Origin of the sequence: Flavobacterium sp. LC2016-01 (assembly GCF_009711135.1) — a bacterium.
GTDB lineage: Bacteria > Bacteroidota > Bacteroidia > Flavobacteriales > Flavobacteriaceae > Flavobacterium.
Genome location: NZ_WMIC01000006.1, coordinates 273,480 through 295,530, shown reverse-complemented (window position 1 = coordinate 295,530; position 22,051 = coordinate 273,480). Strand labels below are relative to the sequence as shown.

Annotated in this window: 23 protein-coding genes; 8 read left to right on the top strand and 15 right to left on the bottom strand. The window is 32.6% G+C overall.

Going from position 1 to position 22,051, the window contains the following annotated elements:
* The first annotated feature begins 196 nt into the window (after positions 1-196).
* The gene (locus tag GKZ88_RS14335; protein WP_155103041.1) at positions 197-1,648 is read left to right on the top strand and encodes a glycosyltransferase family 2 protein; all 1,452 of its coding nucleotides are present in this window, start codon (positions 197-199) and stop codon (positions 1,646-1,648) included.
* Between the two features lie 106 nt (positions 1,649-1,754).
* On the opposite strand, the gene GKZ88_RS14330 is transcribed toward GKZ88_RS14335, so the two are convergent.
* On the bottom strand, positions 1,755-2,129 hold the full coding sequence (locus GKZ88_RS14330; protein WP_155103040.1) for a hypothetical protein: 375 nt from the start codon (positions 2,127-2,129) through the stop codon (positions 1,755-1,757).
* 224 nt (positions 2,130-2,353) lie between these two features.
* On the opposite strand from GKZ88_RS14330, the gene GKZ88_RS14325 reads away from it, so the two are divergent.
* Positions 2,354-3,478 (top strand): serine hydrolase, encoded by a 1,125-nt coding sequence (locus GKZ88_RS14325; protein WP_155103039.1) that lies wholly within the window; start codon positions 2,354-2,356, stop codon positions 3,476-3,478.
* 36 nt (positions 3,479-3,514) lie between these two features.
* Here the strand turns inward: GKZ88_RS14325 and GKZ88_RS14320 are convergent, their stop codons facing one another.
* From GKZ88_RS14320 to GKZ88_RS14285, 8 genes are all read right to left on the bottom strand, one after another.
* On the bottom strand, positions 3,515-4,447 hold the full coding sequence (locus GKZ88_RS14320; protein ID WP_155103038.1) for a transglutaminase: 933 nt from the start codon (positions 4,445-4,447) through the stop codon (positions 3,515-3,517).
* Positions 4,448-4,465: 18 nt separating this feature from the next.
* Positions 4,466-5,317: a substrate-binding domain-containing protein gene (locus GKZ88_RS14315; RefSeq protein WP_155103037.1), complete on the bottom strand. Its 852-nt coding sequence runs from the start codon at positions 5,315-5,317 to the stop codon at positions 4,466-4,468.
* A gap of 47 nt (positions 5,318-5,364) precedes the next feature.
* The gene (locus GKZ88_RS14310; protein ID WP_155103036.1) at positions 5,365-5,838 is read right to left on the bottom strand and encodes a DUF4265 domain-containing protein; all 474 of its coding nucleotides are present in this window, start codon (positions 5,836-5,838) and stop codon (positions 5,365-5,367) included.
* Entirely contained in the window at positions 5,838-6,230 is a 393-nt protein-coding gene (locus tag GKZ88_RS14305) for a VOC family protein (RefSeq protein ID WP_155103035.1), read from the bottom strand. The genes GKZ88_RS14310 and GKZ88_RS14305 overlap by 1 nt, the downstream gene beginning before the upstream one ends.
* On the bottom strand, positions 6,230-6,475 hold the full coding sequence (locus GKZ88_RS14300; RefSeq protein ID WP_155103034.1) for a hypothetical protein: 246 nt from the start codon (positions 6,473-6,475) through the stop codon (positions 6,230-6,232). Before GKZ88_RS14300 ends, GKZ88_RS14305 begins: the two co-directional genes overlap by 1 nt.
* 57 nt (positions 6,476-6,532) lie before the next feature.
* Positions 6,533-7,402: a nucleoside phosphorylase gene (locus tag GKZ88_RS14295; RefSeq protein ID WP_155103033.1), complete on the bottom strand. Its 870-nt coding sequence runs from the start codon at positions 7,400-7,402 to the stop codon at positions 6,533-6,535.
* 191 nt (positions 7,403-7,593) lie between these two features.
* Positions 7,594-7,926 carry a translation initiation factor gene (locus GKZ88_RS14290; RefSeq protein WP_133523916.1) on the bottom strand — a complete coding sequence of 111 codons (333 nt, stop codon included), beginning with the start codon at positions 7,924-7,926 and terminating at the stop codon, positions 7,594-7,596.
* Positions 7,927-8,041: 115 nt separating this feature from the next.
* Positions 8,042-8,992, bottom strand: coding sequence for a 2-oxoglutarate and iron-dependent oxygenase domain-containing protein (locus tag GKZ88_RS14285; protein ID WP_155103032.1), 951 nt, complete (start codon positions 8,990-8,992; stop codon positions 8,042-8,044).
* Between the two features lie 173 nt (positions 8,993-9,165).
* Here GKZ88_RS14285 and GKZ88_RS14280 point away from each other — a divergent pair, with 173 nt between their 5' ends.
* A complete protein-coding gene (locus GKZ88_RS14280) occupies positions 9,166-11,142 on the top strand; it encodes a dehydrogenase E1 component subunit alpha/beta (protein WP_155103031.1) in 1,977 nt (658 codons plus the stop codon).
* A gap of 248 nt (positions 11,143-11,390) precedes the next feature.
* Positions 11,391-13,133, top strand: coding sequence for a DUF885 domain-containing protein (locus GKZ88_RS14275; protein ID WP_155103030.1), 1,743 nt, complete (start codon positions 11,391-11,393; stop codon positions 13,131-13,133).
* 310 nt (positions 13,134-13,443) lie between these two features.
* On the opposite strand, the gene GKZ88_RS14270 is transcribed toward GKZ88_RS14275, so the two are convergent.
* The 4 genes from GKZ88_RS14270 to GKZ88_RS14255 form a co-directional block, all read right to left on the bottom strand.
* On the bottom strand, positions 13,444-14,415 hold the full coding sequence (locus tag GKZ88_RS14270; protein WP_155103029.1) for a zinc-binding alcohol dehydrogenase family protein: 972 nt from the start codon (positions 14,413-14,415) through the stop codon (positions 13,444-13,446).
* Between the two features lie 78 nt (positions 14,416-14,493).
* Positions 14,494-15,069 (bottom strand): Crp/Fnr family transcriptional regulator, encoded by a 576-nt coding sequence (locus tag GKZ88_RS14265; protein ID WP_155103028.1) that lies wholly within the window; start codon positions 15,067-15,069, stop codon positions 14,494-14,496.
* 17 nt (positions 15,070-15,086) lie between these two features.
* Entirely contained in the window at positions 15,087-15,554 is a 468-nt protein-coding gene (locus GKZ88_RS14260; protein ID WP_155103027.1) for a hypothetical protein, read from the bottom strand.
* Positions 15,555-15,563: 9 nt separating this feature from the next.
* On the bottom strand, positions 15,564-15,971 hold the full coding sequence (locus GKZ88_RS14255) for a glyoxalase (protein ID WP_155103026.1): 408 nt from the start codon (positions 15,969-15,971) through the stop codon (positions 15,564-15,566).
* A 126-nt stretch (positions 15,972-16,097) separates the two neighbouring features.
* On the opposite strand from GKZ88_RS14255, the gene GKZ88_RS14250 reads away from it, so the two are divergent.
* On the top strand, positions 16,098-16,526 hold the full coding sequence (locus tag GKZ88_RS14250) for a hypothetical protein (protein ID WP_155103025.1): 429 nt from the start codon (positions 16,098-16,100) through the stop codon (positions 16,524-16,526).
* A 173-nt stretch (positions 16,527-16,699) separates the two neighbouring features.
* Here the strand turns inward: GKZ88_RS14250 and GKZ88_RS14245 are convergent, their stop codons facing one another.
* Together GKZ88_RS14245 and GKZ88_RS14240 are read right to left on the bottom strand one after the other, a co-directional pair.
* Complete coding sequence (locus GKZ88_RS14245; RefSeq protein WP_155103024.1) at positions 16,700-17,956, bottom strand: mechanosensitive ion channel domain-containing protein; 1,257 nt, start codon at positions 17,954-17,956, stop codon at positions 16,700-16,702.
* The gene (locus GKZ88_RS14240) at positions 17,949-18,236 is read right to left on the bottom strand and encodes a DUF3817 domain-containing protein (protein WP_155103023.1); all 288 of its coding nucleotides are present in this window, start codon (positions 18,234-18,236) and stop codon (positions 17,949-17,951) included. Before GKZ88_RS14240 ends, GKZ88_RS14245 begins: the two co-directional genes overlap by 8 nt.
* Positions 18,237-18,341: 105 nt before the next feature.
* Between GKZ88_RS14240 and GKZ88_RS14235 the strand changes: the two genes are divergently transcribed.
* The 3 genes from GKZ88_RS14235 (at position 18,342) to GKZ88_RS14225 (ending at position 22,039) form a co-directional block, all read left to right on the top strand.
* Positions 18,342-18,875: a DUF6155 family protein gene (locus GKZ88_RS14235; RefSeq protein ID WP_155103022.1), complete on the top strand. Its 534-nt coding sequence runs from the start codon at positions 18,342-18,344 to the stop codon at positions 18,873-18,875.
* 109 nt (positions 18,876-18,984) lie between these two features.
* Positions 18,985-20,523 carry a DEAD/DEAH box helicase gene (locus tag GKZ88_RS14230; protein WP_155103021.1) on the top strand — a complete coding sequence of 513 codons (1,539 nt, stop codon included), beginning with the start codon at positions 18,985-18,987 and terminating at the stop codon, positions 20,521-20,523.
* A gap of 181 nt (positions 20,524-20,704) precedes the next feature.
* Positions 20,705-22,039 carry a DEAD/DEAH box helicase gene (locus GKZ88_RS14225; RefSeq protein WP_155103020.1) on the top strand — a complete coding sequence of 445 codons (1,335 nt, stop codon included), beginning with the start codon at positions 20,705-20,707 and terminating at the stop codon, positions 22,037-22,039.
* Positions 22,040-22,051 lie beyond the last annotated feature (12 nt).

Genomic DNA, 22,051 nt, shown 5'->3' with positions numbered 1-22,051 from the left:
GTTTACACAGTTTAATTTTAGCTCAATTTTGCTAAACCTCTCAGTATCAATTTAACATTCATTATGGCACGGCGCTTGTAAAAATGGTTGTGATCAATTCTTTGGTTTAATTTTTTTGTCTTTCTCTGAAAAGAAAATAAAACCAAGAAAAGATCAGTCTAAAAGCCATTTTTACAATTAAAGCAATAGCCTCTCAATGAAAAGCGAAACGATTATTTCAGAACAATTTTATTCTTCAGATAAAACTCTCAACAGAAAAGAACAAACAGCAAAAAGCTCCAATTTTATTTCAAAAGTCCAATTTTTCAAAAACACATCACAAAAATCAGGAACACCTCTGGGTTCTCTTGTACTTGCAGGTACATTTTTATTGATGTTCGGTGGTGCATTTGTGGTTTATAATTTGCAATCCGACTTTGATCAATTTCAGATCGACCGAATAAATTCGAGCTGGGGACTTCCATTTCTAATTTTAGCAACAGCATTATTTTTTTTCCAGACAGGTTCATTTTTATACAATTTGTATCTCTACTTCAATTATAAACCGATTGAATCAGTTTCTGATGATTTATTGCCAACTTGTACGGTAATCGTTCCTGCTTATAACGAAGGAAAATTAGTTTGGGAAACATTATTAAGCCTTGCAGATAGTGATTTCCCTGAACAAAAACTTCAGATACTTGCCATTGACGATGGGAGTAAAGATGATACTTGGTACTGGATGCAACAGGCAAAAATAAAATTGGGAGATCGTTTATCAATTTACCAACAGCCTGAAAATAAAGGGAAACGTCACGCATTACACCGCGGTTTTGAACTTGGAACTGGCGAAATTTTTGTGACTGTAGACAGTGATTCTATTGTTAAAAAAGATACTTTAAGAAACCTTGTAAGTCCGTTTGTTGTTGATGAAAAATGTGGTGCAGTAGCTGGAAATGTTCATGTTTTGAACAATAAAAAAGCGTTGCTTCCTAAAATGCTTAATGTAAGTTTTGTTATGAGTTTTGAATTCATGCGTTCAGCAGAAAGTATGCTGGGTTCTGTTTTATGTACGCCAGGCGCTGCGGCGGCTTATAGAAGAGATGCTGTTTTTGAATGTCTTCCAGAATGGATTAATCAGACTTTTATGGGACAGCCATCGGATATTGGCGAAGACCGAGCAATGACAAATATGATTTTAAAACAAGGACTTCATGTTTTGTTTCAAAGAAATGCCTATGTGCTGACAAATGTTCCAGAAGAATATAAAGGTTTGTATAAAATGTTTATCAGATGGGGAAGAAGCAATGTGCGTGAAAATATTATGATGGCGCAGTATGTTTTTAAAGATTTTAGAATTGAATCTAAATTTGGTGCAAGACTGTTGTTTTTAAATCAATCTTTAAAAATTGTTATGGCATACCCGTTCTTGCTGTTTATGCTGTTTTTTATAGCAGTTCATCCAATATTATTTTTCAGTTCCACACTTTTAAGCATTTTGATTGTGTCAACCTTTTCAGTGTTATTTTATGCTAAAAGATATAGTTTTACAGATGCTTTCTGGGCATATTCATACAGCATTTTTTATACTTTCAGCTTGTTTTGGATTACACCTTATGCAATTGCTACAGCAAATAAGAAAGGGTGGCTGACACGAGGATTATCTTAAAAAAAACAATTTATATTAAAATAAAAAAACTCCTAAATTTGAGATTATTTAGGAGTTTTTTTTTATTCTTTTAATGTGGTTATGTGCTTATTCTCAATGAGAAAAATTAAATCTTCTTAAGTGTAAGTTTTACTTCATCAGCCTCTAATATCAGCTCATCTTTTGTAATCGTGCTGACGCAAGGCCAAGGAGTACCTGTTTCATCTTTAATTACGAGACTTTTTCCTTGTTTTGTTAAGGCATAAGTACCGTCTGTCATTTCTCTTAGTAAAAATCCTGTTACATGACCATCTTCAGTAAACGTTAATTGACCGTTAGTAAGAATTACATTTTTCAATGAATCAGAAAGTGGTTTTTTGCTGGCTTCGACACCAGTAACTTTCCAAGAGCTTACTAATTCATTCCTTTTTGCCATGGTGCATGAAAGAACTAAAACTGCTGATAATAAAATTCCGAAGACAAATAATTTAGATTTTTTCATAATTCTGTGATTAAAAAATTAGACAGGAAAAGTTACAAAAAAAATCAATAGTTAAAATATTTATAATCAAATATTTACAAGACCTGAATCTAAAAAGAGAAAAAACAGCCTAAACAGGCCTATTTTATAATTATTTGAAGATAAGCAAACTATCAAAAATTTAATTAAAGAGTGAAAACTAATATGTAATATTTATATTTGAGATTCTATTTTCAACTCGAATTATGCCGGTATTTAAAAAATGTATTTTCTTTTTTGTCGCTTTATTGTTCTTTAGCTGCAGTTCTAAAAAAAATGTTTTAGAAAAAGTTTTAGCTTCTAAGGATGAAAAAATAAAAGAAGTAATGAAAAACCCGAAGCAATATGAACTTCAAATCATCTATACCCAAATTATTCGAAATAAGGAAAAAATTACGTTTAAAGACTTCACATATCATTTAGATGCATCGAATTATTATTATCCAGCAAGTACGATAAAACTGCCAATCGCAATTTTAGCGCTTGAAAAATTAAATACTGTTGCTAATACTTCTGTCAACAGTACTTTTACTATAGAAGGAAGTTCTGAAAAACTAAAATTTGCAGACGAAATCACTAAAGTTTTTGCTGTAAGCGATAATGTTGCCAGCAGCAATTTATTTGAGTTTACAGGTTTTGATTATATCAATCAGAAAATGAAAGAGAAAGGATTAGCCCCTTTCAGAATAACTCATAGACTTTCTGGTTCTGAACCTTCAAATCCTCTTGTAAAATCGGTTACGCTATATAAAGATGACGGTATAGCCGAAGTTTTTCCTTCAAAACTAAATGAAAAAAGTACCGAATTAGTTCTTAAAAAACTCAAAAAAGGGACAGGTTTTATGAAAGATGAAAAACTTGTAAATGAACCTTTCGATTTTTCTAAGAAAAATTATTATCCGTTAGAAACACTTCATAATACCTTAAAAAGAATTGTATTTCCTGAGGCTTTTAATGAAAATGAGCGTTTTAAAATAACAGATAAAGAACGAGAATTTATTTTATTCTCGATGCAGAATTTACCTCGAAATGCTGGTTATGATCCAAAAGAGTATTATGACAGCTATTGTAAATTTTTCATGTTTGGTGATTCAAAAGATCAAATCCCAGAAAACATAAAAATATATAATAAAATTGGCCAAGCATACGGAACAATGACGGAAACAGCTTATATAATTGACAGCGAAAATAAAGTTGAATTTATGGTTTCAGCAACAATGCTGGTCAATAAAGATGGCGTTTTTAATGATAATATTTACGAATATGATTCGGTTTCACTTCCATTTTTTGCTACGCTTGGAAGAGAACTTTACGCAAAATCAAAAATGTGATTTGTGAAATGCAGAATGAATTTTGAAATTGATTATTTAGTTAAGCGTCAATTCTCCCAAAATCTCTTCATACAAAAATGGACCGCCTGGATAAGTAGCGGTATAATCCAAATTCATCCATACCTGACCGCGTTCATCGATGTGATAATGTATTTTTTTGCCATAACTTTCTTTGACAAAAAGTACATTTTTAATTAGGAAATTGACTTTCTCCAAATCAATTAAAGAACCTATTAAAATTTCTGGATAAATATGCCCTTTGGTATGAATCAGCCTTGGTGTACCGCCAATAGAACGAATTGCCGCTGCCATTAAAATGGAATGGTCGTCGCAGTCTCCAGAAAAATATTCCAATGACTCACTTGCAGTTGCAATATAATCGCCTTCTTTTGGATCATTAACATAATTCCAACGGCTGTTTATTTCTTTAAAAACAGCAAAACATTGAATCGTAGTTCGATAATCAGAATATCCTCTAATGCCTTTAAAATGCTTTGTAGTAGCCATTATAGCAAAATTTCGAACCTTCGGATTCTGATATTCGATGGCGTTTATAATTTTTGTTTTATTTGGAAAAGGAAGCAGTTTTGCCACAATGATATCCTGCGGAAAAGGATTATCAGACATCGTATAAATCATCGAATTATAATCTTCAGAAATCTCACTGAAACCATAATTTCCTATCACACTTCCGTAAAATAATACCAGTAAGTAAACAGCAACGCACAAAATAATTATGGTTCGCAAAAGCATCAGCAGAAAAAAGACGGCTGCAAAAACGAATAAAAAAATAAATACGCGATCTAAATTGAAGGTCCAATTTAAATCGCGGAGATTTTGATGCAGAATAATGAATATCGGGATTGTAATTAAAAGACTTAACACCATAATAATAATCCTATCCCAAGGTGATTTCACCTGTAATTTGGATTTTAATCGCGGAAAGTCAATTTTAGGGAAATTCATCATAAAAAATCAAAGCAGATTTTACAGCGCTTTTACCGTTTCAACAAAAGTACTTTTTTTATCAATAATTCCCAGATCAAATAATTGATTTTGAATTTTTAAAAATGCTTTTTCACTTAAATGTTTTTGAGACCACTGCGTCAATTTTAACCATTCTTGAATATCTTCAATTTTTTGGTTAAAAAGCTCGGCTAAAGTTTTATCTATTTCTGGAATTTCTGCAAAATCATGAGTTGTTTTATTGATGATTTCAAGAATTTTCTCCACAACTTTTGGATTTTTTTTCAAAAATTCATCGCGAACCGTGATAACAAATGATGGCCAAGGAGTAGGGCAGTCGCCAACACGTCTGAAAATGCCTTTGTCAACAAGCGGTTTTGTCATAAAACGTTCCCACATAAAATAATCTGCTGTGCCATTTGTCAAGGCTTCAACAGCGCCATCAATCGTATTGATAATTTCAAATTGAAGATCGTCAGATTCCCAGCCTTGTTCAGCTGCATTTACGTATGCCATTAATTGAGATCCAGATCCTAATCTTGAAATAGCAACTTTTTTGTTTTCAAGATCTTTTACAGAATGAAAATCAGATTTTGAAGCTACATGAATTCCCCAAATTAAAGGAGACTGAACATATATCTGGACAATCTTGCTCGGATTTCCGGCCAAAATATCTTTGACAATTCCTTCCGTCAAAATAACCGCAATATCGGCTTCGCCATCTCGCAGCATCTGGCACATTTTACCAGTTCCTTCTGGAATATCTTTCCATTGCAAATCAATATTTTCTGCTTCAAATTCACCATTTTCAATGCATAAATGCCATGGCAAATTGAAGTGTTCGGGAACACCTACAATGTTTACAGTTTTCATTACAGTTTAAGTTTAAGTTAAGTTTGGTATGCGTATTTTAAGTTTGTTTAGTTTTTTAATAAATCAGCTCGGTGTTTTTCAGAAATGTAAGGTTCTGCAAATTCTATAACTGATTGGTTTTCATATTCAATTAAAACGTTTTTAACAATCGCATAATCAACATCTCTCACAATTTCGACTGCCAAAAATGTATCGTTCAGACTTTCAGATAAACAATTAATTGCCTGAAGTTTTTCTTTAATTATTGCTGCATCAAAACCGGCTTCTAAAATTAATATCTGAACAATCGAGTTTCCTGAATGTTCGATAGTTTCTTTGTAAACCAGTTTTTTTTCTTCTTCTTCGTATTCGGCATAAAATAAATCTCCTGTTGCAATTGATGCTCCAAAAAATGGAATATTATCAAGCCTGAAAAATCCTTTTTCGAGATTAATAATTTCTGACCACATTGTTTCTGAAACTGTTTCTTCTAAAAAACTGCTGTAATATTTAAATAAGATTTTTGTATGTGTTTCCTGCATTATTCAATTTCGCTGATTACAGCTTTTAAAGGTGATATAACAATACGATAACCATCTGGATCCTGAATCATTTTTCCGTTTTCATTCCAAAATGGATTTGCTGCAGTTATGGTTGAGATGTTTAGATGTACTAGTTTATTAATTAAACCATTATAATCTGACATTGCTTTTGGATATAACACAATAACATCATCTTCATCAAAAATATGTTTAGCCTCAGATTCTGATTGAGTAAATTCAAAATGCCAGTCTAAACCCGATTTTCCAATAAAAATGCCACTGTAATTATTATGATTTTGAAATTCTCCTAATTGCTCAAAACCAAGTACATTAACATAAAAATCTTCAATTCTTTTTAAATCATTTGTATGGCGGGCTACTCTTAATGTCATTATCCAAATTTATTAATTAGAAATATAAAACTTATAAATATAATTATTCCGGCAAGAAAATTTTTCTGCGCTACAGTAAAGCCATTTTTATCAACATTTGGGTTTTTCTGGTCCAAATAATATTCTAGATCTTTAGAATATTTTTCCTCAATGGAAACGTTTAACAATTGAAAGAAACTCCACCTGAATAAGCCTCCAATTCCCAGAAAGAATGCTCCAAGTACATGCTGAAATAAGTGCCCCATAAAATATTAAAACTGAATATTAAAATTATCTCATTTTCTAATTGGCAAATTATCTAATTATTTCTCAGCCAGTTTATTCAAAGTATAAGTAATCAGTTCATCAACAGCTTTATAAGGATCCTCACTAAAAGTTCCTGAAGCACGATTGGCAATAATAGCATTTAAAGATAATGCATTATGTCCTAAAAGTGCCGAAAGGCCATAAATCGCCGCCGTTTCCATTTCTAAATTAGTGATTTTATTGCCGTCAAAATCAAAATTATCCATTTTATTGTTTAATTCTTCATCTTGAATATTTAAACGCAACACGCGACCCTGAGGACCATAAAAACCGCCAGCAGTTGCCGTAATTCCTTTGAAAATTTTATCTGATTCAATTATTTTTTCTAAAGTTTCAGAACATGCAATGGCATAAGGTCTTCCTTTTCTGATATCCCAATTGGTATGCGTAGTAAAAGCATCTTCAATTGCTGCATTTGAAACTTCATCAATTAAATAAGAACGAAGCATATTATCTAAACCAAGTCCGAATTTTGACATTACAAAACTATCAACAGGGATATCTTCCTGCAAAGAGCCCGAAGTTCCAATTCTGATGATATTTAGTGAAGTTAAATTTTCTTTTGGCGTACGAGTTTCTAAATCAATGTTTACTAATGCATCCAGTTCATTCAACACAATATCAATATTGTCAGGACCAATTCCTGTAGAAATTACTGAAATACGTTTTCCTTTGTAAATTCCGGTTTGGGTTTTAAACTCTCTTTTTTGCGTAGAAAATTCTATTTTTTCAAAAAACTGAGTGATTTTTTCCACTCTGTTCTGGTCTCCCACAAAAATAATATCGTGTGCAATATGTTCAGGACGAAGATTTAAGTGGTAAACACTCCCGTCTGGGTTAAGTATTAATTCTGAGTTTTGGATCATTTTTTTTAAGTTGCTAAGTTTCTAAGGTTTGAAAAATAAATTCCAATTTTTTAAATTCCAAATTCCAAACCTAAATTTAGCTAAAGCATTGCAAACTTTGTGTTTTTTATTAAAACTTCGAGTTATTATTTTTAACTAGTTTTTGTTTTTTTTTGAATTGGAATTTGGAATTTAAAAAATTGGAATTTTATTTAACCGCCTACACGTTTCGTTTTAAATCCTTTTTCTTTTAAAATAGCCATAATCTTATCGCGATAATCGCCTTGAATAATGATTGAAGCATCTTTAAAAGTACCGCCAACGCTTAATTTTGTTTTAATTTCTTTGGCAAGAACTTTAAAATCTTCATCAGATCCTTCGTAACCTTCAATAATCGTAGTGGCTTTTCCTTTTCGTTTTTCGAATTTACAAATCATAGGTTCTTTCTGAACGTATAATACATGCTCTTCGGCCTGAATTTCCTCAGGTTCATTCGATTCAACGTGGTCTGGAAATAAGTTTTTTAATTGATCTTTAAAGTCCATAAATTTTTTTATTCTAAAAAATAAATTTCAATAAATATAGTTTGTAAAAATTAAATTCCAAATCCCAAAGTTTGAATTGGAATTTGGAATTTTAAAAATTTGAGATTTAAAAAGGTTATTTTTTTATTAACCCTAAATCTACTAAACGTTCGTATAAATAATCTCCCGCTGTAATATCTTCAAATTTCTTAGGGTTTTCAGCATCAATACAGTTTTCAAGACAATCCAAACGCATATCGCTTACAGGATGCATGAAAAATGGAATTGAGTAGCGTGAAGTTCCCCATAATTCTCTTGGCGGATTTACCACTTGGTGAATTGTTGATTTTAGTTTGTTGTTAGTATGTCTTGACAACATATCGCCAACATTAATTACTAATTCATCATCGGCTGCGATCGCGTCAATCCACTCGCCATCATGATTTTGAACCTGTAATCCTTTTCCTTGAGCACCCATTAAAAGTGTAATCAAGTTGATATCACCATGTGCTGCTGCTCTAATAGCGTTTTCAGGCTCAGTAGTAATAGGCGGGTAGTGAATTGGTCTTAAAATTGAATTTCCGTCTTTTGCATAGTTATCAAAATAAAATTCATCTAAACCTAAATGCAAAGCTAAAGCTCTAAGAACGTAAACTCCAGTTTTTTCAAGCATTTGGTAAGCTTCTTTACCAACCACATTAAAACGTGGCAACTCTTTTACTTCAACGTTGTCTGGATATTCTGACGCGTATTTTGAATCTGCATCAACATACTGGCCAAAATGCCAAAATTCTTTCAAATCTCCTTCTTTGCGTCCTTTAGCATGTTCTTTTCCAAAAGATACATAACCTCTTTGTCCGCCAATACCAGGAATTTCATAATTATGCTTAGTTTCTATTGGCAAAGCGAAAAATTTTCTAATTTCGCTATAAAGCTCGTCTACCAATTGGTCGTCAAGAAAATGACCTTTTAGGGCTACGAAGCCAATGTTTTCAAATGCATTGCCGATTTCATTTACAAATTTTTGTTTACGTTTCGGGTCGTCCGAAAGGAAATCACGTAAGTCTACACTAGGAATGTTTTGCATACTTTACATTTTTTATTTAAAGATGAAAGGTGTCGAAAAACCTTTCAGTAACAAAGGTAGAGAATATTTTAGAATTGAATTTTAAAAGTTATATTAAAATTGAAATATTATAACAAAAACAAATAAAATTGTTATAATTTTCTATATTTGAAACACTAAAAAACACTAACCCAATGATCTTTTACAGACAAAATCTGACCGACGCTCAATTACTTGATTTATATAAAAAAATTCTAAAACCTCGATTAATCGAAGAAAAAATGCTGATCCTGATTCGTCAGGGAAAAGTTTCAAAATGGTTCTCTGGAATAGGACAGGAAGCTATTGCAGTAGGTGTTACAGCTGTTTTAGACGAATCTGAATATGTACTGCCAATGCACCGAAACCTGGGCGTTTTTACCACCAGAAATATTCCGCTTCACCGTTTATTCTCGCAATGGCAGGGAAAAGCGAACGGTTTTACTAAAGGAAGAGACCGCAGTTTTCACTTTGGAACGCAAGAATATAAGATAATCGGAATGATTTCGCATCTCGGTCCGCAATTAGGTATCGCAGACGGAATCGCATTAGCCAATAAACTTCAGAATAACAAAAAAGTAACTGCGGTTTTTACTGGAGAAGGCGCAACCAGCGAAGGCGATTTTCATGAAGCGCTGAATATTGCCGCAGTCTGGAAATTGCCTGTAATGTTTGTTATTGAAAACAACGGTTACGGACTTTCGACACCAACAAACGAACAATATTTATGCGAAAATCTTGCTGATAAGGGCATTGGATACGGCATTAAAAGCCATATTATTGACGGAAATAACATACTTGAAGTTTACAATAAACTTGCTGAATTAAAAGAACAAATGCAGCGTGATCCGCATCCAGTATTATTGGAATTTAAAACGTTCAGAATGCGCGGGCATGAAGAGGCGAGTGGGACAAAATATGTTCCGCAGGAATTAATGGACGAATGGGCAGCTAAAGATCCTGTGACAAATTATCGTAATTATTTGACTGAAAAAGGAATTTTAACAGCCGAATATGACGCAGAGCTTCACAATGAAATCAAACAAGAAATTGACGAAAATTTAGCCATTGCAAATGCAGAACCTGAGATTGTTCCAACTTACAGCGGAGAATTAGATGATGTTTATAAAGATTTTGAATATGAAGAATATACTCATGGTGAAGAAGTAAAAAATATTCGCTTTATCGATGCTATCCGAAATGGTTTAGAGCAATCAATGTGGCGCAATAAAAACTTAGTCATTATGGGCCAGGATATTGCTGAATATGGCGGTGCTTTCAAAATTACAGAAGGTTTTGTTGATGCTTTTGGGAAGGATCGAGTACGCAATACGCCAATTTGTGAAAGCGCAGTAGTTTCAGCCGGAATGGGATTATCAATCAACGGATATAAAGCGATTGTAGAAATGCAATTTGCTGATTTTGTATCGACAGGTTTTAATCCAATCGTGAATTTATTGGCAAAATCACATTATCGCTGGGGCGAAAAGGCCGATGTTGTGGTTCGTATGCCTTGCGGCGGCGGTACTCAGGCGGGACCTTTCCATTCACAGACAAATGAAGCTTGGTTTACCAAAACTCCAGGATTAAAAGTAGTTTACCCAGCATTTCCTTATGATGCAAAAGGATTGCTGAATACTTCTATCAATGATCCAAATCCGGTTCTATTTTTTGAGCATAAACAATTGTATCGCAGTATTTATCAAGATGTTCCGACAGATTATTATACCATTCCGTTAGGAAAAGCAGCCGTTTTAAAAGAAGGAAATAGTGTTACCATTATTGCGTTTGGAGCAACTGTTCACTGGGCATTAGAAACCTTGGCCAGTAATCCGCAAATTGATGCCGATTTAATTGATTTAAGAACATTGATGCCTTTAGATACTGAGACTATTTTTGCATCGGTTAAAAAGACAGGAAAAGTCATTATTTATCAGGAAGATACTATGTTTGGTGGTATTGCAAGCGATATTTCAGCTTTAATCATGGAACAATGTTTTGAATATCTTGACGGTCCCGTAAAAAGAGTGGCCAGTTTAGATTCGCCGATTCCGTTTACAAAAGCTTTGGAAGATCAGTTTTTAGCAAAAAATCGCTTTGAAGAAGTTCTTTTCGATTTATTGAAATATTAATCCTTTGAGTACAATTATTCAACACATAGAAACATAGGATTTAGATGTGAATAAGAAAATAAAAAAGAAACTTAGTTTCTAACACATAGCTATGTTTGTTAATAAAAGTGAAACGCCTTTTATAAGTTTACAAAATCTATGATTCTATGTGTTAAACAATTTATAATGAAGTAAATAACTACACAAAGACTTACTGTTTTGAAGAAAGAACATTTTTTCTATCTTTAAATCGAATAAAAAACCAAATTATGAAAAAACTCTTTGTTTCTATTTTTGCTGCTTCGTTGCTTTTTTCTTGTAATAAAAGTGCCAAGGCAACTGTCGATAAAGCTTTAGATGAAAAATTTGACCAATATAAAGGTAATTTTGTTGATAATTTATGGAAGATTTATCCAGACTGGGCTTCTGGAGTTGGTTTTCATAAATATGACAGTCTTTTGCTTGTTCCAGATGCTAAACAAAGTAAAATAGAACTTGATTTTGCAAATGCACAATTAGATTCTTTAAAAAAATATGATATCGAAAGTTTGTCTGATAATAATAAGACCGATTTTCAAATGATTAAAAATCAGCTGGAAGGAACTATTTTTAGCATAAAAGAATTAAAAGCATCTGAATGGGATCCTTCAGAATATAATGTTTGTGGTTCTTTTGCAGAAATTTTAAACGGAAAATACGATTCTTTAGAAGTTCGTCTTCGTGCTTTTAACATCAAAATGAATACTATTCCGGCTTATTATGAAGCTGCAAAAAAGAATATCAAAAACCCGACAATTGAACATACTGATCTTGCTATTGCCCAAAACATTGGCGGTTCTGCTGTTTTTGAAGGTGAATTAAATAACGCGTTAAGCAAAAGCAAACTTACGGAAGCAGAGAAAAAAGAAATTCAGGACAAAGCAAAGGTTTCTGTTAAAGCTATAAAAGATTATGCGGAATGGCTGAAAAATTTGCCTAATAAAACACCGCGTTCCTTTAGATTAGGCGCAGCTTTATACGCAAAGAAATTCAACTTTGACATTCAGTCAAGTTATACTGCTGATGAAATCTATAAAATTGCCGTTGATCATAAAAATGATCTGCATGATAAAATGTTTGTCATTGCAGATAAATTATGGAAAAAATACAACGGAAACGCACCAAAACCTGCTGATAAACTGGATTTGATCAAACAAGTAATTGATAAAATCTCATTACAACACACGACTCCGGAGAAATTCCAGTCGGAAATTGAGAAACAAATTCCTGAACTTACTGCTTATGTAAAAGCTAAAAATTTGTTGTATATCGATCCCTCTAAACCTTTAGTTGTTCGTAAAGAACCTGCCTATATGGCTGGCGTAGCGGGCGCTTCAATTTCGGCTCCTGGTCCTTACGACAAAAATGCAAATACTTATTATAACGTTGGAAGCATGTCGGGATGGACGGCTGAAAATGCAGAAAGTTACTTGCGCGAATACAACGATTACATTCTTCAGATTTTAAATATCCACGAAGCAATTCCGGGTCATTATACACAATTAATTTACAGCAATCAGTCGCCAAGCATCATCAAATCTATTTTAGGAAATGGCGCAATGGTCGAAGGCTGGGCGGTTTATGCAGAAAAAATGATGCTGGAAAGCGGTTATAAAAATTCGGATGAAATGTGGTTGATGTATTATAAATGGAATTTAAGAACAACTTGCAACACTATTTTAGACAACAGCGTTCATACTAAAAACATGTCAAAAGAAGATGCGATGATATTACTTACCAGAGAAGCTTTTCAGCAACAGGCAGAAGCAGAAGGGAAGTGGAAGCGCGTAACTTTATCTCAAGTTCAATTATGTTCATATTTTACAGGATATACGGAGATTTACAATTTAAGAGAAGAACTTAAGAAGAAAGAAGGCGATAAATTCAATCTGAAACAATTTCATGAGAAATTCCTAAGTTTTGGAAGCGCTCCGGTTAAATATATTAAAGAATTGATGCTTTCTGAAGAGTAAAATTTGCAACTATTTTAAAAGAAAAAAGGTTTGATCAGATTTATTTCTCATCAAACCTTTTTTCTTTTATACATTTTGAATAAATTTAAAAGATAAATAAAACACAAGAATTAAACATAATCTTGTCATTTCGAGGAACTAGAAATCTCCACAAGTAGCTCCGTATGGAATATTTCTAATCTTTGTAGAGTTTCTCGCGGAGATTTCTAGTTCCTCTAAATGACAAACAGCGTGGATAATTGATACAAAAATAATCCGCTTTATCCGCGTTTTGCTTTAGCAATCCGTTTTGTCCGCGTTTAAATTATTTTTAAATAACTACGACCAATCTTTTACCATCAGAAACTTCAGCATTCCACATTTTTTCAATGTTGGCTAAATTGACTTTTTCAATATTTACTTTTAATTTTTTCTGAGAAGCCAAAAGAAACATTTCAGGAAGAATTTCTGAAAATAATAATTTCACTTCCTCTCTTGTCCAGCTTCCTAGACCCGAACCGGACAATTGAAGATCAACGCTTCTTAAAATTTGTGCCGACAATTGAATAAGATCCCCAGACATTGAACCTACAGAAACATATCGTGTTTTATGTGTAAAATTTCCATTTCCTTTTAAAACAGAAAGAATAAGTTCTGCGGAATGTCCCCACAAATAATCCAAAACAATATCAATGGGTGTATTTTGATGAATGTCTTTCAATTGTGAAATAAGACTTCCGTCATCTTGTTTTAAAGAAACAATTTCATCGGCGCCTAATTCTAAAAGACTTTGAAGTGTTTTTTCATTTCTGCCAGTAACGATTATTTTCTTTGCTCCATAATGCTTCGCAATCTGAATTGCCATTTGGCCTGTAAAACCAGTTGCTCCGTTGATTAAAACCGTTTCGCCAGGTTTAATTCCGGCTCTAAAACGAAGCGCCATTGCAGATCCTGCAACTGCATTTGGCATCGCTGCAGCTGTTGCATCATCAATTCCATCAGGCAATGTGACCATTCTGCTTTTCTCAACTAAAGCTTTTTCCGCAATTGTTCCTGAAATACCACGGGCGTAAACTCGGGTTCCATTTTCCAGCAAACCAATGGCGTCACTGCCAATTATGGTTCCGTTTTGATTTTCATTTTCCGAAGAATAATGTTCTCCGCTCGCAATTCCTTTATCCAAATTTGTAATCGCAACGGCTTTAACTGAAATTAAAACCTCGTTTTCGTTTGTTGCAATTGGCTCTGGAAATTCTGCATATTTAGGCAATTCGCCTTTTCTATAAACTACTGCTGCTTTCATAATTATTAAATTTTATGAAGCAAAATTAAAAAGCCGTTTATGGGCAGACGATAACATTTGTTATCAAATACAAAATGATTATTTTTTGTGTGCCAATTTACTTTTGATTCGGCTTAAATGAACTGTGGTTACGCCAAGATAAGAAGCAATGTAATGCTGAGGAACACGCTGAATAATTTGAGGTCTTTCTTCAATTAAACCAAGATAACGTTGAGTAGGAGAGTCTTTTATAAAAGAAACAAAATATTTCATATAATCAAATGTTCTTTGAAAAAGCATATTAATCAACCCGTCTCTAAGTGCTGGAATTTCTTTTATTTCTTCTAAAATCGTATCCAGATCATTTTTATGAATCCACCATAAAACAGAAGGTTCGATTGTTTCTACCACAACCGGACTAGGCGATTTTTTCATGAAACTTTCAATGGAAGCGACACTTTGATTTTCGAAAAAAAATTGTGTCGTTAAATCTTTTCCGTTATTATTGAACCAAACTCTCACACAGCCTTTTTCAATTATAAAAAGCTTTTTAGAAATTTCTCCTTCCTCTAATAGAATCGTTTTTGCAGGAACTTCAATACGATTGAAATAGTCTGTGTATTCTAACCATTTTTCATCGGTTAAAGGGAATTTATTTCGGAATTGGTCGAACATTTTTTTTAAATAAAATATTAATCGGAATTAGAATTATATCCCGTTTTTGTTGACAAAACATGAATTATAATAAACTTTAATAAGTTCATATCTTTTTCATTGATATTCAAAATTATTTTTTGAGGTGAATTCCACAACTTTTGTTTTGTTTCAGCTACTTTATTTTCTTTATAAGTATAGAAACAATTTTGATTAAAAGATAAGAAATCACTTTTTTGATTTGTCAAAGTTTTATCTTCATCAAAACAAATATATTCTTCTGTAATTTCTTTGATATTAAAATCCTGAAATAAAATTTTATACTTTGAAGTTTTGAAAGGAGCCTCATAGCATTGGAGTTCAAAAATAAGCTTATCACTAGAATCAAAAATTTTAACCAAATTCTTTCTAAGCCAATTAAACTTTATTGTAGAGTGAAACAACAATTCATCATCATTATAAACAAATAGGCTTTGTTCCCTATTTTCTACAATTTCTATTTTCATTTAGATAATCTATTTCAAATCAGATTCCACTTCAAACAACTGCACTTGGCTTTTCAATCGATCAATCAATAAATTCATCATTCGTTTGTTTAAACTTGATGAATTCTGAATATAGGTTTCATATTCTTCAATCGTAAAAAGTGCCATCACAATTCCTTTTAAAGAATTTCGGAATTTAATGTCTTTTTGAATGGAATTTTCTATCGTCTGAAGTTTCTTTTCGACGGAATAGGAGTAAAAATCGGCTTTGTTTTTATTGACGTAATTTATGAAAACGGCAATAAACAAATCATTTTGCAGTTTTAAAATGGGTCTGATGGTTTGATTTTGAAACAATTCATCTGCCGAAGACTGAGCACTGACAGTTCCTAAAGTTTCACCTCTAAATTCTCTTAAAAAATTATCTCTGTCTGCCATGTTTTTTCTTTAAATTTAGAAAAAATTACAATGCAAAAACTAATTTAAAACATAAGTTAGTTAACAAAATTTAATTTAAAATGTTTAAATGTAGTTTTATCACTTATTTAGTTTTAAAAATTTATTATGAATAAAAACTCCTTCCTTTTTCTTCTTGTAATTATGATTTCTGTTATTTCTTGTAATTCAAAAGAAAACAAAAATGATTATCAAAAAATCGTTTATCGCGCCGTAAATCAAAAAGACACTGCTATTTTGACCATCAAAATCAATGATAAACGTTTTTACGGCCGTTACGAGATACTTTATCATCAGCTTGGAAAAGATTCGGGCGATGTAAGGGGAGATATTAAAGGAAATACCCTTACAGGCGATTTTCATTATATTTCCAATGGAGGAAGCTGGAAGAGAATCCCAATAGCTTTGCTGAAAAAAGACAAAAAACTAATTTTAGGAAACGGTGTAGTAGGAACTTACATGAATCTTCCTTGTTTTATTCAGGGAACATTAAATTATAAGGAACCGAAGTTTGTTTTTGAAGAGGTTGGGAAATAGTTTTTATTTGTTTCAAGTTTCAGGTTTAACGTTGACTTAACCGCAAAGAACGCAAGGTTTTGTATGATTGGCTACATAAAAACGCAAGGTTCGCAAAGCTTTATGTAAAAAACTTTGCAAACCTTGCGTTCCCGATAGCTATCGGGATTGCGCTCTTTGCGGTTAAATAAAACTTATTCCAAACGTCCAATCGTAGACGGTAATTCAAATATTTCAAGATTAAAATATTCTACAGAAGCCATAACATGGTCAAAAATATCAGACATGATATATTCGTAATTTGCCCAGCGTTTATCACTTGAAAAAGCATAAATTTCTAGAGGAACACCATGCGCTGTTGATTGCAGCTGACGACACATAATATGCATATCTTTATTCAGTCCTGGATGCGTTATAAGATATTGCATGATATACTTTCTGAACAAACCTAAATTGGTCATATTTCGACCGTTAAGAGCAAGTGTTTTATCAACTCCTCGAAGATCATTGTACTTTTCAATTTCAGCTTGTCGTGTATCTATATAAGAAGAAATCAGCTGGACTTTTTTCATTTGGGCCAGATCTTCATCATTTAAGAATCTGATCGTACTGCTTTTTATCAAAACATGTCTTTTGATTCGGCGTCCGGCTGATTTTTGCATACCACGCCAGTTCTGGAACGAATCTGAACTTAATGCGTAAGTTGGAATTGTCGTTATCGTATTATCAAAATTTCGAACTTTTACGGTCGTTAAATTGATTTCGATTACATCTCCGTCGGCACCAAATTTATCCATCGTAATCCAATCGCCAATTCGGACCATATCATTAATCGCAACCTGAACACTCGAAACAAATCCAAGAATTGTATCTCTAAAAATCAAGATAATAATTGCCGAAAGCGTTCCTAAAATGGTCAGCAGTTCGCCTTTTTTTATTCCGAATAAAGTCGAAATAATAAGTGCAACACCAAAAATCCAGAGCACAATCATAATAACCTGAACAAAACTGTCGATAGGTTTATCGCTGTATTCTGGTTTTTGCTTTAAATAATCTCGAAGCGAATTAAAAATCGTACGGACAATCCATAATCCTAACAATACAATATAAACGCCAACTATTTTTCCGAAGATAGATTCCCAGTAATCGTATTTATCTAAAATAACTGGAACAGCCTTATAAATAAAGAAAAACGGAATTAAATAAGCGGTATATCTTGTTGTCTTATTCTGAATTAAATAATCGTCAAATTTAGTTTTAGTACGTTGCGCGAAAACAGCAGTCAAGGTCACTAAAATAAATTTGGCGATATAATAAATCACATAAGCTAAAGCTACTAAAATGGCAATATTAAAAATAAGACTGGTATAAGACGCAACGTTGCGGCTCATTCCCCAATCTCTAAAAATCGGATATAAGAAATTAAATATTTTATCCAAAAGCTTATGCATTATTTTCTAAATATTTTTTCTCAATATAAAATGTTCCAAACGGAATAAGAGAAGCAATCAAAATGATTCCGAACGTTTTTAAATCCCAATTCATTGACTTTTTCAATAAAAAAGCAAGAATAATGTATCCGATAAATAAAACACCATGTGTCATTCCCAGCGGACGAAGTAAAGTATGATAAAGTTCAGGATTATTGGTTTTTATAAAAAGCATATTGGTGAATAATACTAAATATGAAATTCCTTCTAAAATGGCAGTAACTTTAAAAATCTTGAGCATGTATATGTATTTTTTGAATTTATAGAAGCAAAATTAAGTATTAGGATTGGTTTTTAAGTTATGTGTCAGAAAAGTAATTTATTTTTACACTCTTAAACTTTGATAATGAGCAAACGCGATTTAAAAAAATATTTAGCCGAATTAAGTAAGGAACAGCTCGAAGAACAGCTTATTGAGCTCTATGAAAAATTCATTCCTGTAAAAACCTATTATGATTTTGTTTTTAATCCAAAAGAAGACAAACTTTTGCAGGAATCAAAAGTTAAAATTTCGCAGGAATATTTTCCGATTAAAAAGCCAAATGCAAAATGGCGCCCAAAAGCAAAAATGCGCCGTTCTGTTGCTCAAAAAATAATCAAACATTTCATTTCGCTTGGTGTTGATTCTTTTATAATTGCAGATTTGATGCTTTATAATATTGAAATTGCCCAAACTTATTCTTCTCAAAATTTCATAAAGCAGGAATTGTTTTACAAAAGCATGTTTAATTCATTTGAACAGGCAACTAACTTCTTAATTTCAAATGGAATTTTAAACGAATATAAAGCAAGAATTATTGCAATTCACGAGCAGACTGTTGAACAAAAATGGAAAAATAAGTACGATTTTGAAGCGGTTTTGGACAAAATTGACCTTTAAATGTACTTCTCATAAAAAATCTTTATTTAAAAAAAACATTTATTTTAAGTTAAATTACGATGAATAACTGTTTTTTCGGTGTATTTTTGCAAAAATCCAAAAATAAACGATGTCTCAAAACACTTTAGAAATAGAAAGAGAAGAAAAAAAAGAACTTTACGCGTACCAAAAAGGTGATATTGATGCCATTTTTGATCGCCTAGACAATGCACCACAAAAACACCATTTATTGTATCAATTGCCAACTGGTGGAGGTAAAACAGTGATATTCTCAGAAATTGTACGTCGTTATTTGTCAAATAATGATAAAAAAGTAGTTGTTTTAACACACCGTATCGAACTTTGCAAGCAAACGTCAAAAATGCTGAAAGGCTTTGGCGTAAGCAATAAAATAATCAATAGTAAAGTAAAAGAACTTCCTGATCAAAATGATTATTCTTGCTTTGTGGCAATGGTTGAGACTTTAAAAAACCGTATTAATGATGAGAAACTTCATCTTGATAATATTGGTCTGGTAATTATTGACGAGGCGCATTATAATTCATTCAGAAAATTATTAAACTCATTTAAGAATGCTTTTATTTTAGGAGTAACAGCAACACCTTTGAGTTCTAATATAAAACTGCCAATGCACCAAAGTTATGATGAACTGATCGTTGGTGATACTATTGGCTCATTGATTGATAAAGGATTTTTGGCTAGAGCAACAACCTATAGCTACGATGTTGGTTTGACTTCATTAAAAGTGGGTATCAACGGTGATTATACCGTAAAATCATCTGATGATTTGTATACCAATACTTTAATGCAGGAAAAACTGCTTCATGCGTATACAGAACGTTCATTAGGAAAGAAAACCTTAATCTTCAATAACGGTATTCATACATCATTATATGTATATGATACTTTTAGAGAAGCAGGTTACGATATCAGACACCTTGACAATACAAGCAGTTCTGAAGAACGTAAAGATATTTTGGCATGGTTCAAAAAGACTCCAGATGCAATTTTGACTTCGGTTGGAATTTTGACAACAGGATTTGATGAACCAACTGTTGAAACTATTATTTTGAACAGAGCAACAAAATCATTGACATTATATTTCCAGATGATTGGACGAGGATCTCGTAAATTACCTGGTAAAGATGATTTTACAGTAATCGATTTGGGTAACAATGCAGCTCGTTTTGGATTGTGGAGCGAACCAGTAAACTGGCAGCATATTTTTAAATCTCCAGAGTTTTATCTTGAAAATCTCAGAGATGATACTGAAATTGAATTATTTTTCAAATACAGTATGCCACCAGAATTGAGAGCAAAATTTAGCAAAACCGCTGATGTTACTTTTGATGTTGATGAAGAGCACAAACTGGCGATAAAACAGAATTTACGTTCTAAAATTGTTTTGGATAAATCACTAGAACAACATGCTGCAATGTGCGTAGATAATACAGAAACGCTGCAGGAAGCAAAATCATTAGGAAAAGAACTTGATGATGATATTGAATGCAGAATCAAACGTTATGCAAAATGTTTGAGCCAATGCAGTAAAAATTACCGCGAATGGCTGGTTGATGATTATAAAAAGAACATGACTTTATTAATCGGTAAAAAATACCGTGAAAAAATCATGAACGAACCGGATTGATAATTCAAAAGTTTTATTTGTTTCAGGTTTCATGTTTCAAGTTGTTGGAATCTAAAACATTATTTATAATTTTAAAGGAGAAATCGCATTTCAGAATAATTCATTTCGGATGTGATTTCTCCTTTGTTCAATTTATTAAGTTTTCGTGTAACTTGAAACATGAAACAAAAAAACAAAAACTATGTCTAAACAATTCTCAGCATTAGGAGTTTCAGCGCCAATTTTAAAAGCTTTAGGCGAATTAAGCATTGTTGAACCAACAGAAATTCAGCAAAAAACAATTCCGCTGCTTTTAGCTGAAAAGCATGATGTTGTTGGTTTAGCTAAAACCGGAACAGGAAAAACGGCAGCTTTTGGACTGCCTTTATTACAATTAATAGATACAGAATCGCCAGTAGTTCAGGCGGTAATACTAGTTCCGACAAGAGAACTTGGTCATCAGATTTTCAGAAATTTAGAAGATTTTTCCAAGCATATTCCAAATATTTCAATCGCAGCAACTTGCGGTGGAATTCCAATCAAACCTCAAATCGAGCGCCTTACACAGCCTACACATATTATTGTAGCAACTCCGGGGCGTTTAATCGATTTGATTCAGCGCAAAGCAGTCGATTTAAAAGAGACTCAATATTTAGTTTTAGACGAAGCCGATGAAATGGTTTCAATTCTAAAAGAAAGTTTAGACGAAATTGTTGCTGAACTTCCAAAGAAACACCGCACACTTTTGTTCTCTGCAACTTTGCCAGGAACAATCAAGCAGCTGATTCAGAATTATTTAAACAAAAATGTAGTTCAGATCAGTGCCAGTATGGAGACAACTGGAAATCAAGGAATTGATCACCAATACATTGTAGTTGATCCTATTGAAAAACTGGACGTTTTAATGCATTTCTTAAATTCAAGAGATGGTGAACGTGGTATTATTTTCTGTAAAACTAAAGCGGCAGTCAATAAATTAGCTAAAAATCTGGCTATAAACCGTTTTTCTTCAGGCGCGCTTCATGGCAGTTTATCACAGGGAATTCGTGACCGAATTATGGAGCAATTCCGTGAAGGTCATATCAATATTTTAATTGCAACAGATCTTGCTGCGAGAGGAATTGACGTAAAAGAAATTTCTTATGTAGTAAATTACCATTTGCCAGATACTTACGAAAATTATGTGCACCGCAGCGGGCGAACAGCAAGAGCAGGAGCAAATGGACTTTCGTTAACTGTTTTGCAGGAAGAAGAAGTAATTGAAATTCCTGATTTTGAAAGAGAACTGGGAATTAAATTTGCCAAATTTGAAAAACCTTCAGCTTTAAGTTTAGAAGAAAACAACACGCTTTTATGGGCAAAGCAGATTTTTAAAACAAAACCAAATCACGATATTTCAGCAGATTTAAAAACGAAAGTAAAAACTGTTTTTCATCATTTGACAAAAGATGAATTAATCGAAAAATTACTAGCAAACTATGTCCTTCAGAACAAAATCGATGTAGTTGAAAAACCTGTTAAAAAATTCAAAAAGTAGTAAATCTGACAA

Bases quoted from the DNA above. Each gene is read 5' to 3' on its own strand.
- GKZ88_RS14235 (WP_155103022.1), top strand. From the start codon at position 18,342: ATGAGCAAACGCGATTTAAAAAAATATTTAGCCGAATTAAGTAAGGAA.
- GKZ88_RS14295 (WP_155103033.1), bottom strand. From the start codon at position 7,402: ATGATCCAAAACTCAGAATTAATACTTAACCCAGACGGGAGTGTTTAC.
- GKZ88_RS14240 (WP_155103023.1), bottom strand. From the start codon at position 18,236: ATGCTCAAGATTTTTAAAGTTACTGCCATTTTAGAAGGAATTTCATAT.
- GKZ88_RS14310 (WP_155103036.1), bottom strand. From the start codon at position 5,838: ATGCAGGAAACACATACAAAAATCTTATTTAAATATTACAGCAGTTTT.
- GKZ88_RS14245 (WP_155103024.1), bottom strand. From the start codon at position 17,956: ATGCATAAGCTTTTGGATAAAATATTTAATTTCTTATATCCGATTTTT.
- GKZ88_RS14290 (WP_133523916.1), bottom strand. From the start codon at position 7,926: ATGGACTTTAAAGATCAATTAAAAAACTTATTTCCAGACCACGTTGAA.
- GKZ88_RS14250 (WP_155103025.1), top strand. From the start codon at position 16,098: ATGAATAAAAACTCCTTCCTTTTTCTTCTTGTAATTATGATTTCTGTT.
- GKZ88_RS14270 (WP_155103029.1), bottom strand. From the start codon at position 14,415: ATGAAAGCAGCAGTAGTTTATAGAAAAGGCGAATTGCCTAAATATGCA.
- GKZ88_RS14325 (WP_155103039.1), top strand. From the start codon at position 2,354: ATGCCGGTATTTAAAAAATGTATTTTCTTTTTTGTCGCTTTATTGTTC.
- GKZ88_RS14305 (WP_155103035.1), bottom strand. From the start codon at position 6,230: ATGACATTAAGAGTAGCCCGCCATACAAATGATTTAAAAAGAATTGAA.
- GKZ88_RS14320 (WP_155103038.1), bottom strand. From the start codon at position 4,447: ATGATGAATTTCCCTAAAATTGACTTTCCGCGATTAAAATCCAAATTA.
- GKZ88_RS14335 (WP_155103041.1), top strand. From the start codon at position 197: ATGAAAAGCGAAACGATTATTTCAGAACAATTTTATTCTTCAGATAAA.
- GKZ88_RS14265 (WP_155103028.1), bottom strand. From the start codon at position 15,069: ATGTTCGACCAATTCCGAAATAAATTCCCTTTAACCGATGAAAAATGG.
- GKZ88_RS14275 (WP_155103030.1), top strand. From the start codon at position 11,391: ATGAAAAAACTCTTTGTTTCTATTTTTGCTGCTTCGTTGCTTTTTTCT.
- GKZ88_RS14300 (WP_155103034.1), bottom strand. From the start codon at position 6,475: ATGGGGCACTTATTTCAGCATGTACTTGGAGCATTCTTTCTGGGAATT.
- GKZ88_RS14260 (WP_155103027.1), bottom strand. From the start codon at position 15,554: ATGAAAATAGAAATTGTAGAAAATAGGGAACAAAGCCTATTTGTTTAT.
- GKZ88_RS14315 (WP_155103037.1), bottom strand. From the start codon at position 5,317: ATGAAAACTGTAAACATTGTAGGTGTTCCCGAACACTTCAATTTGCCA.
- GKZ88_RS14285 (WP_155103032.1), bottom strand. From the start codon at position 8,992: ATGCAAAACATTCCTAGTGTAGACTTACGTGATTTCCTTTCGGACGAC.
- GKZ88_RS14330 (WP_155103040.1), bottom strand. From the start codon at position 2,129: ATGAAAAAATCTAAATTATTTGTCTTCGGAATTTTATTATCAGCAGTT.
- GKZ88_RS14225 (WP_155103020.1), top strand. From the start codon at position 20,705: ATGTCTAAACAATTCTCAGCATTAGGAGTTTCAGCGCCAATTTTAAAA.
- GKZ88_RS14255 (WP_155103026.1), bottom strand. From the start codon at position 15,971: ATGGCAGACAGAGATAATTTTTTAAGAGAATTTAGAGGTGAAACTTTA.
- GKZ88_RS14280 (WP_155103031.1), top strand. From the start codon at position 9,166: ATGATCTTTTACAGACAAAATCTGACCGACGCTCAATTACTTGATTTA.
- GKZ88_RS14230 (WP_155103021.1), top strand. From the start codon at position 18,985: ATGTCTCAAAACACTTTAGAAATAGAAAGAGAAGAAAAAAAAGAACTT.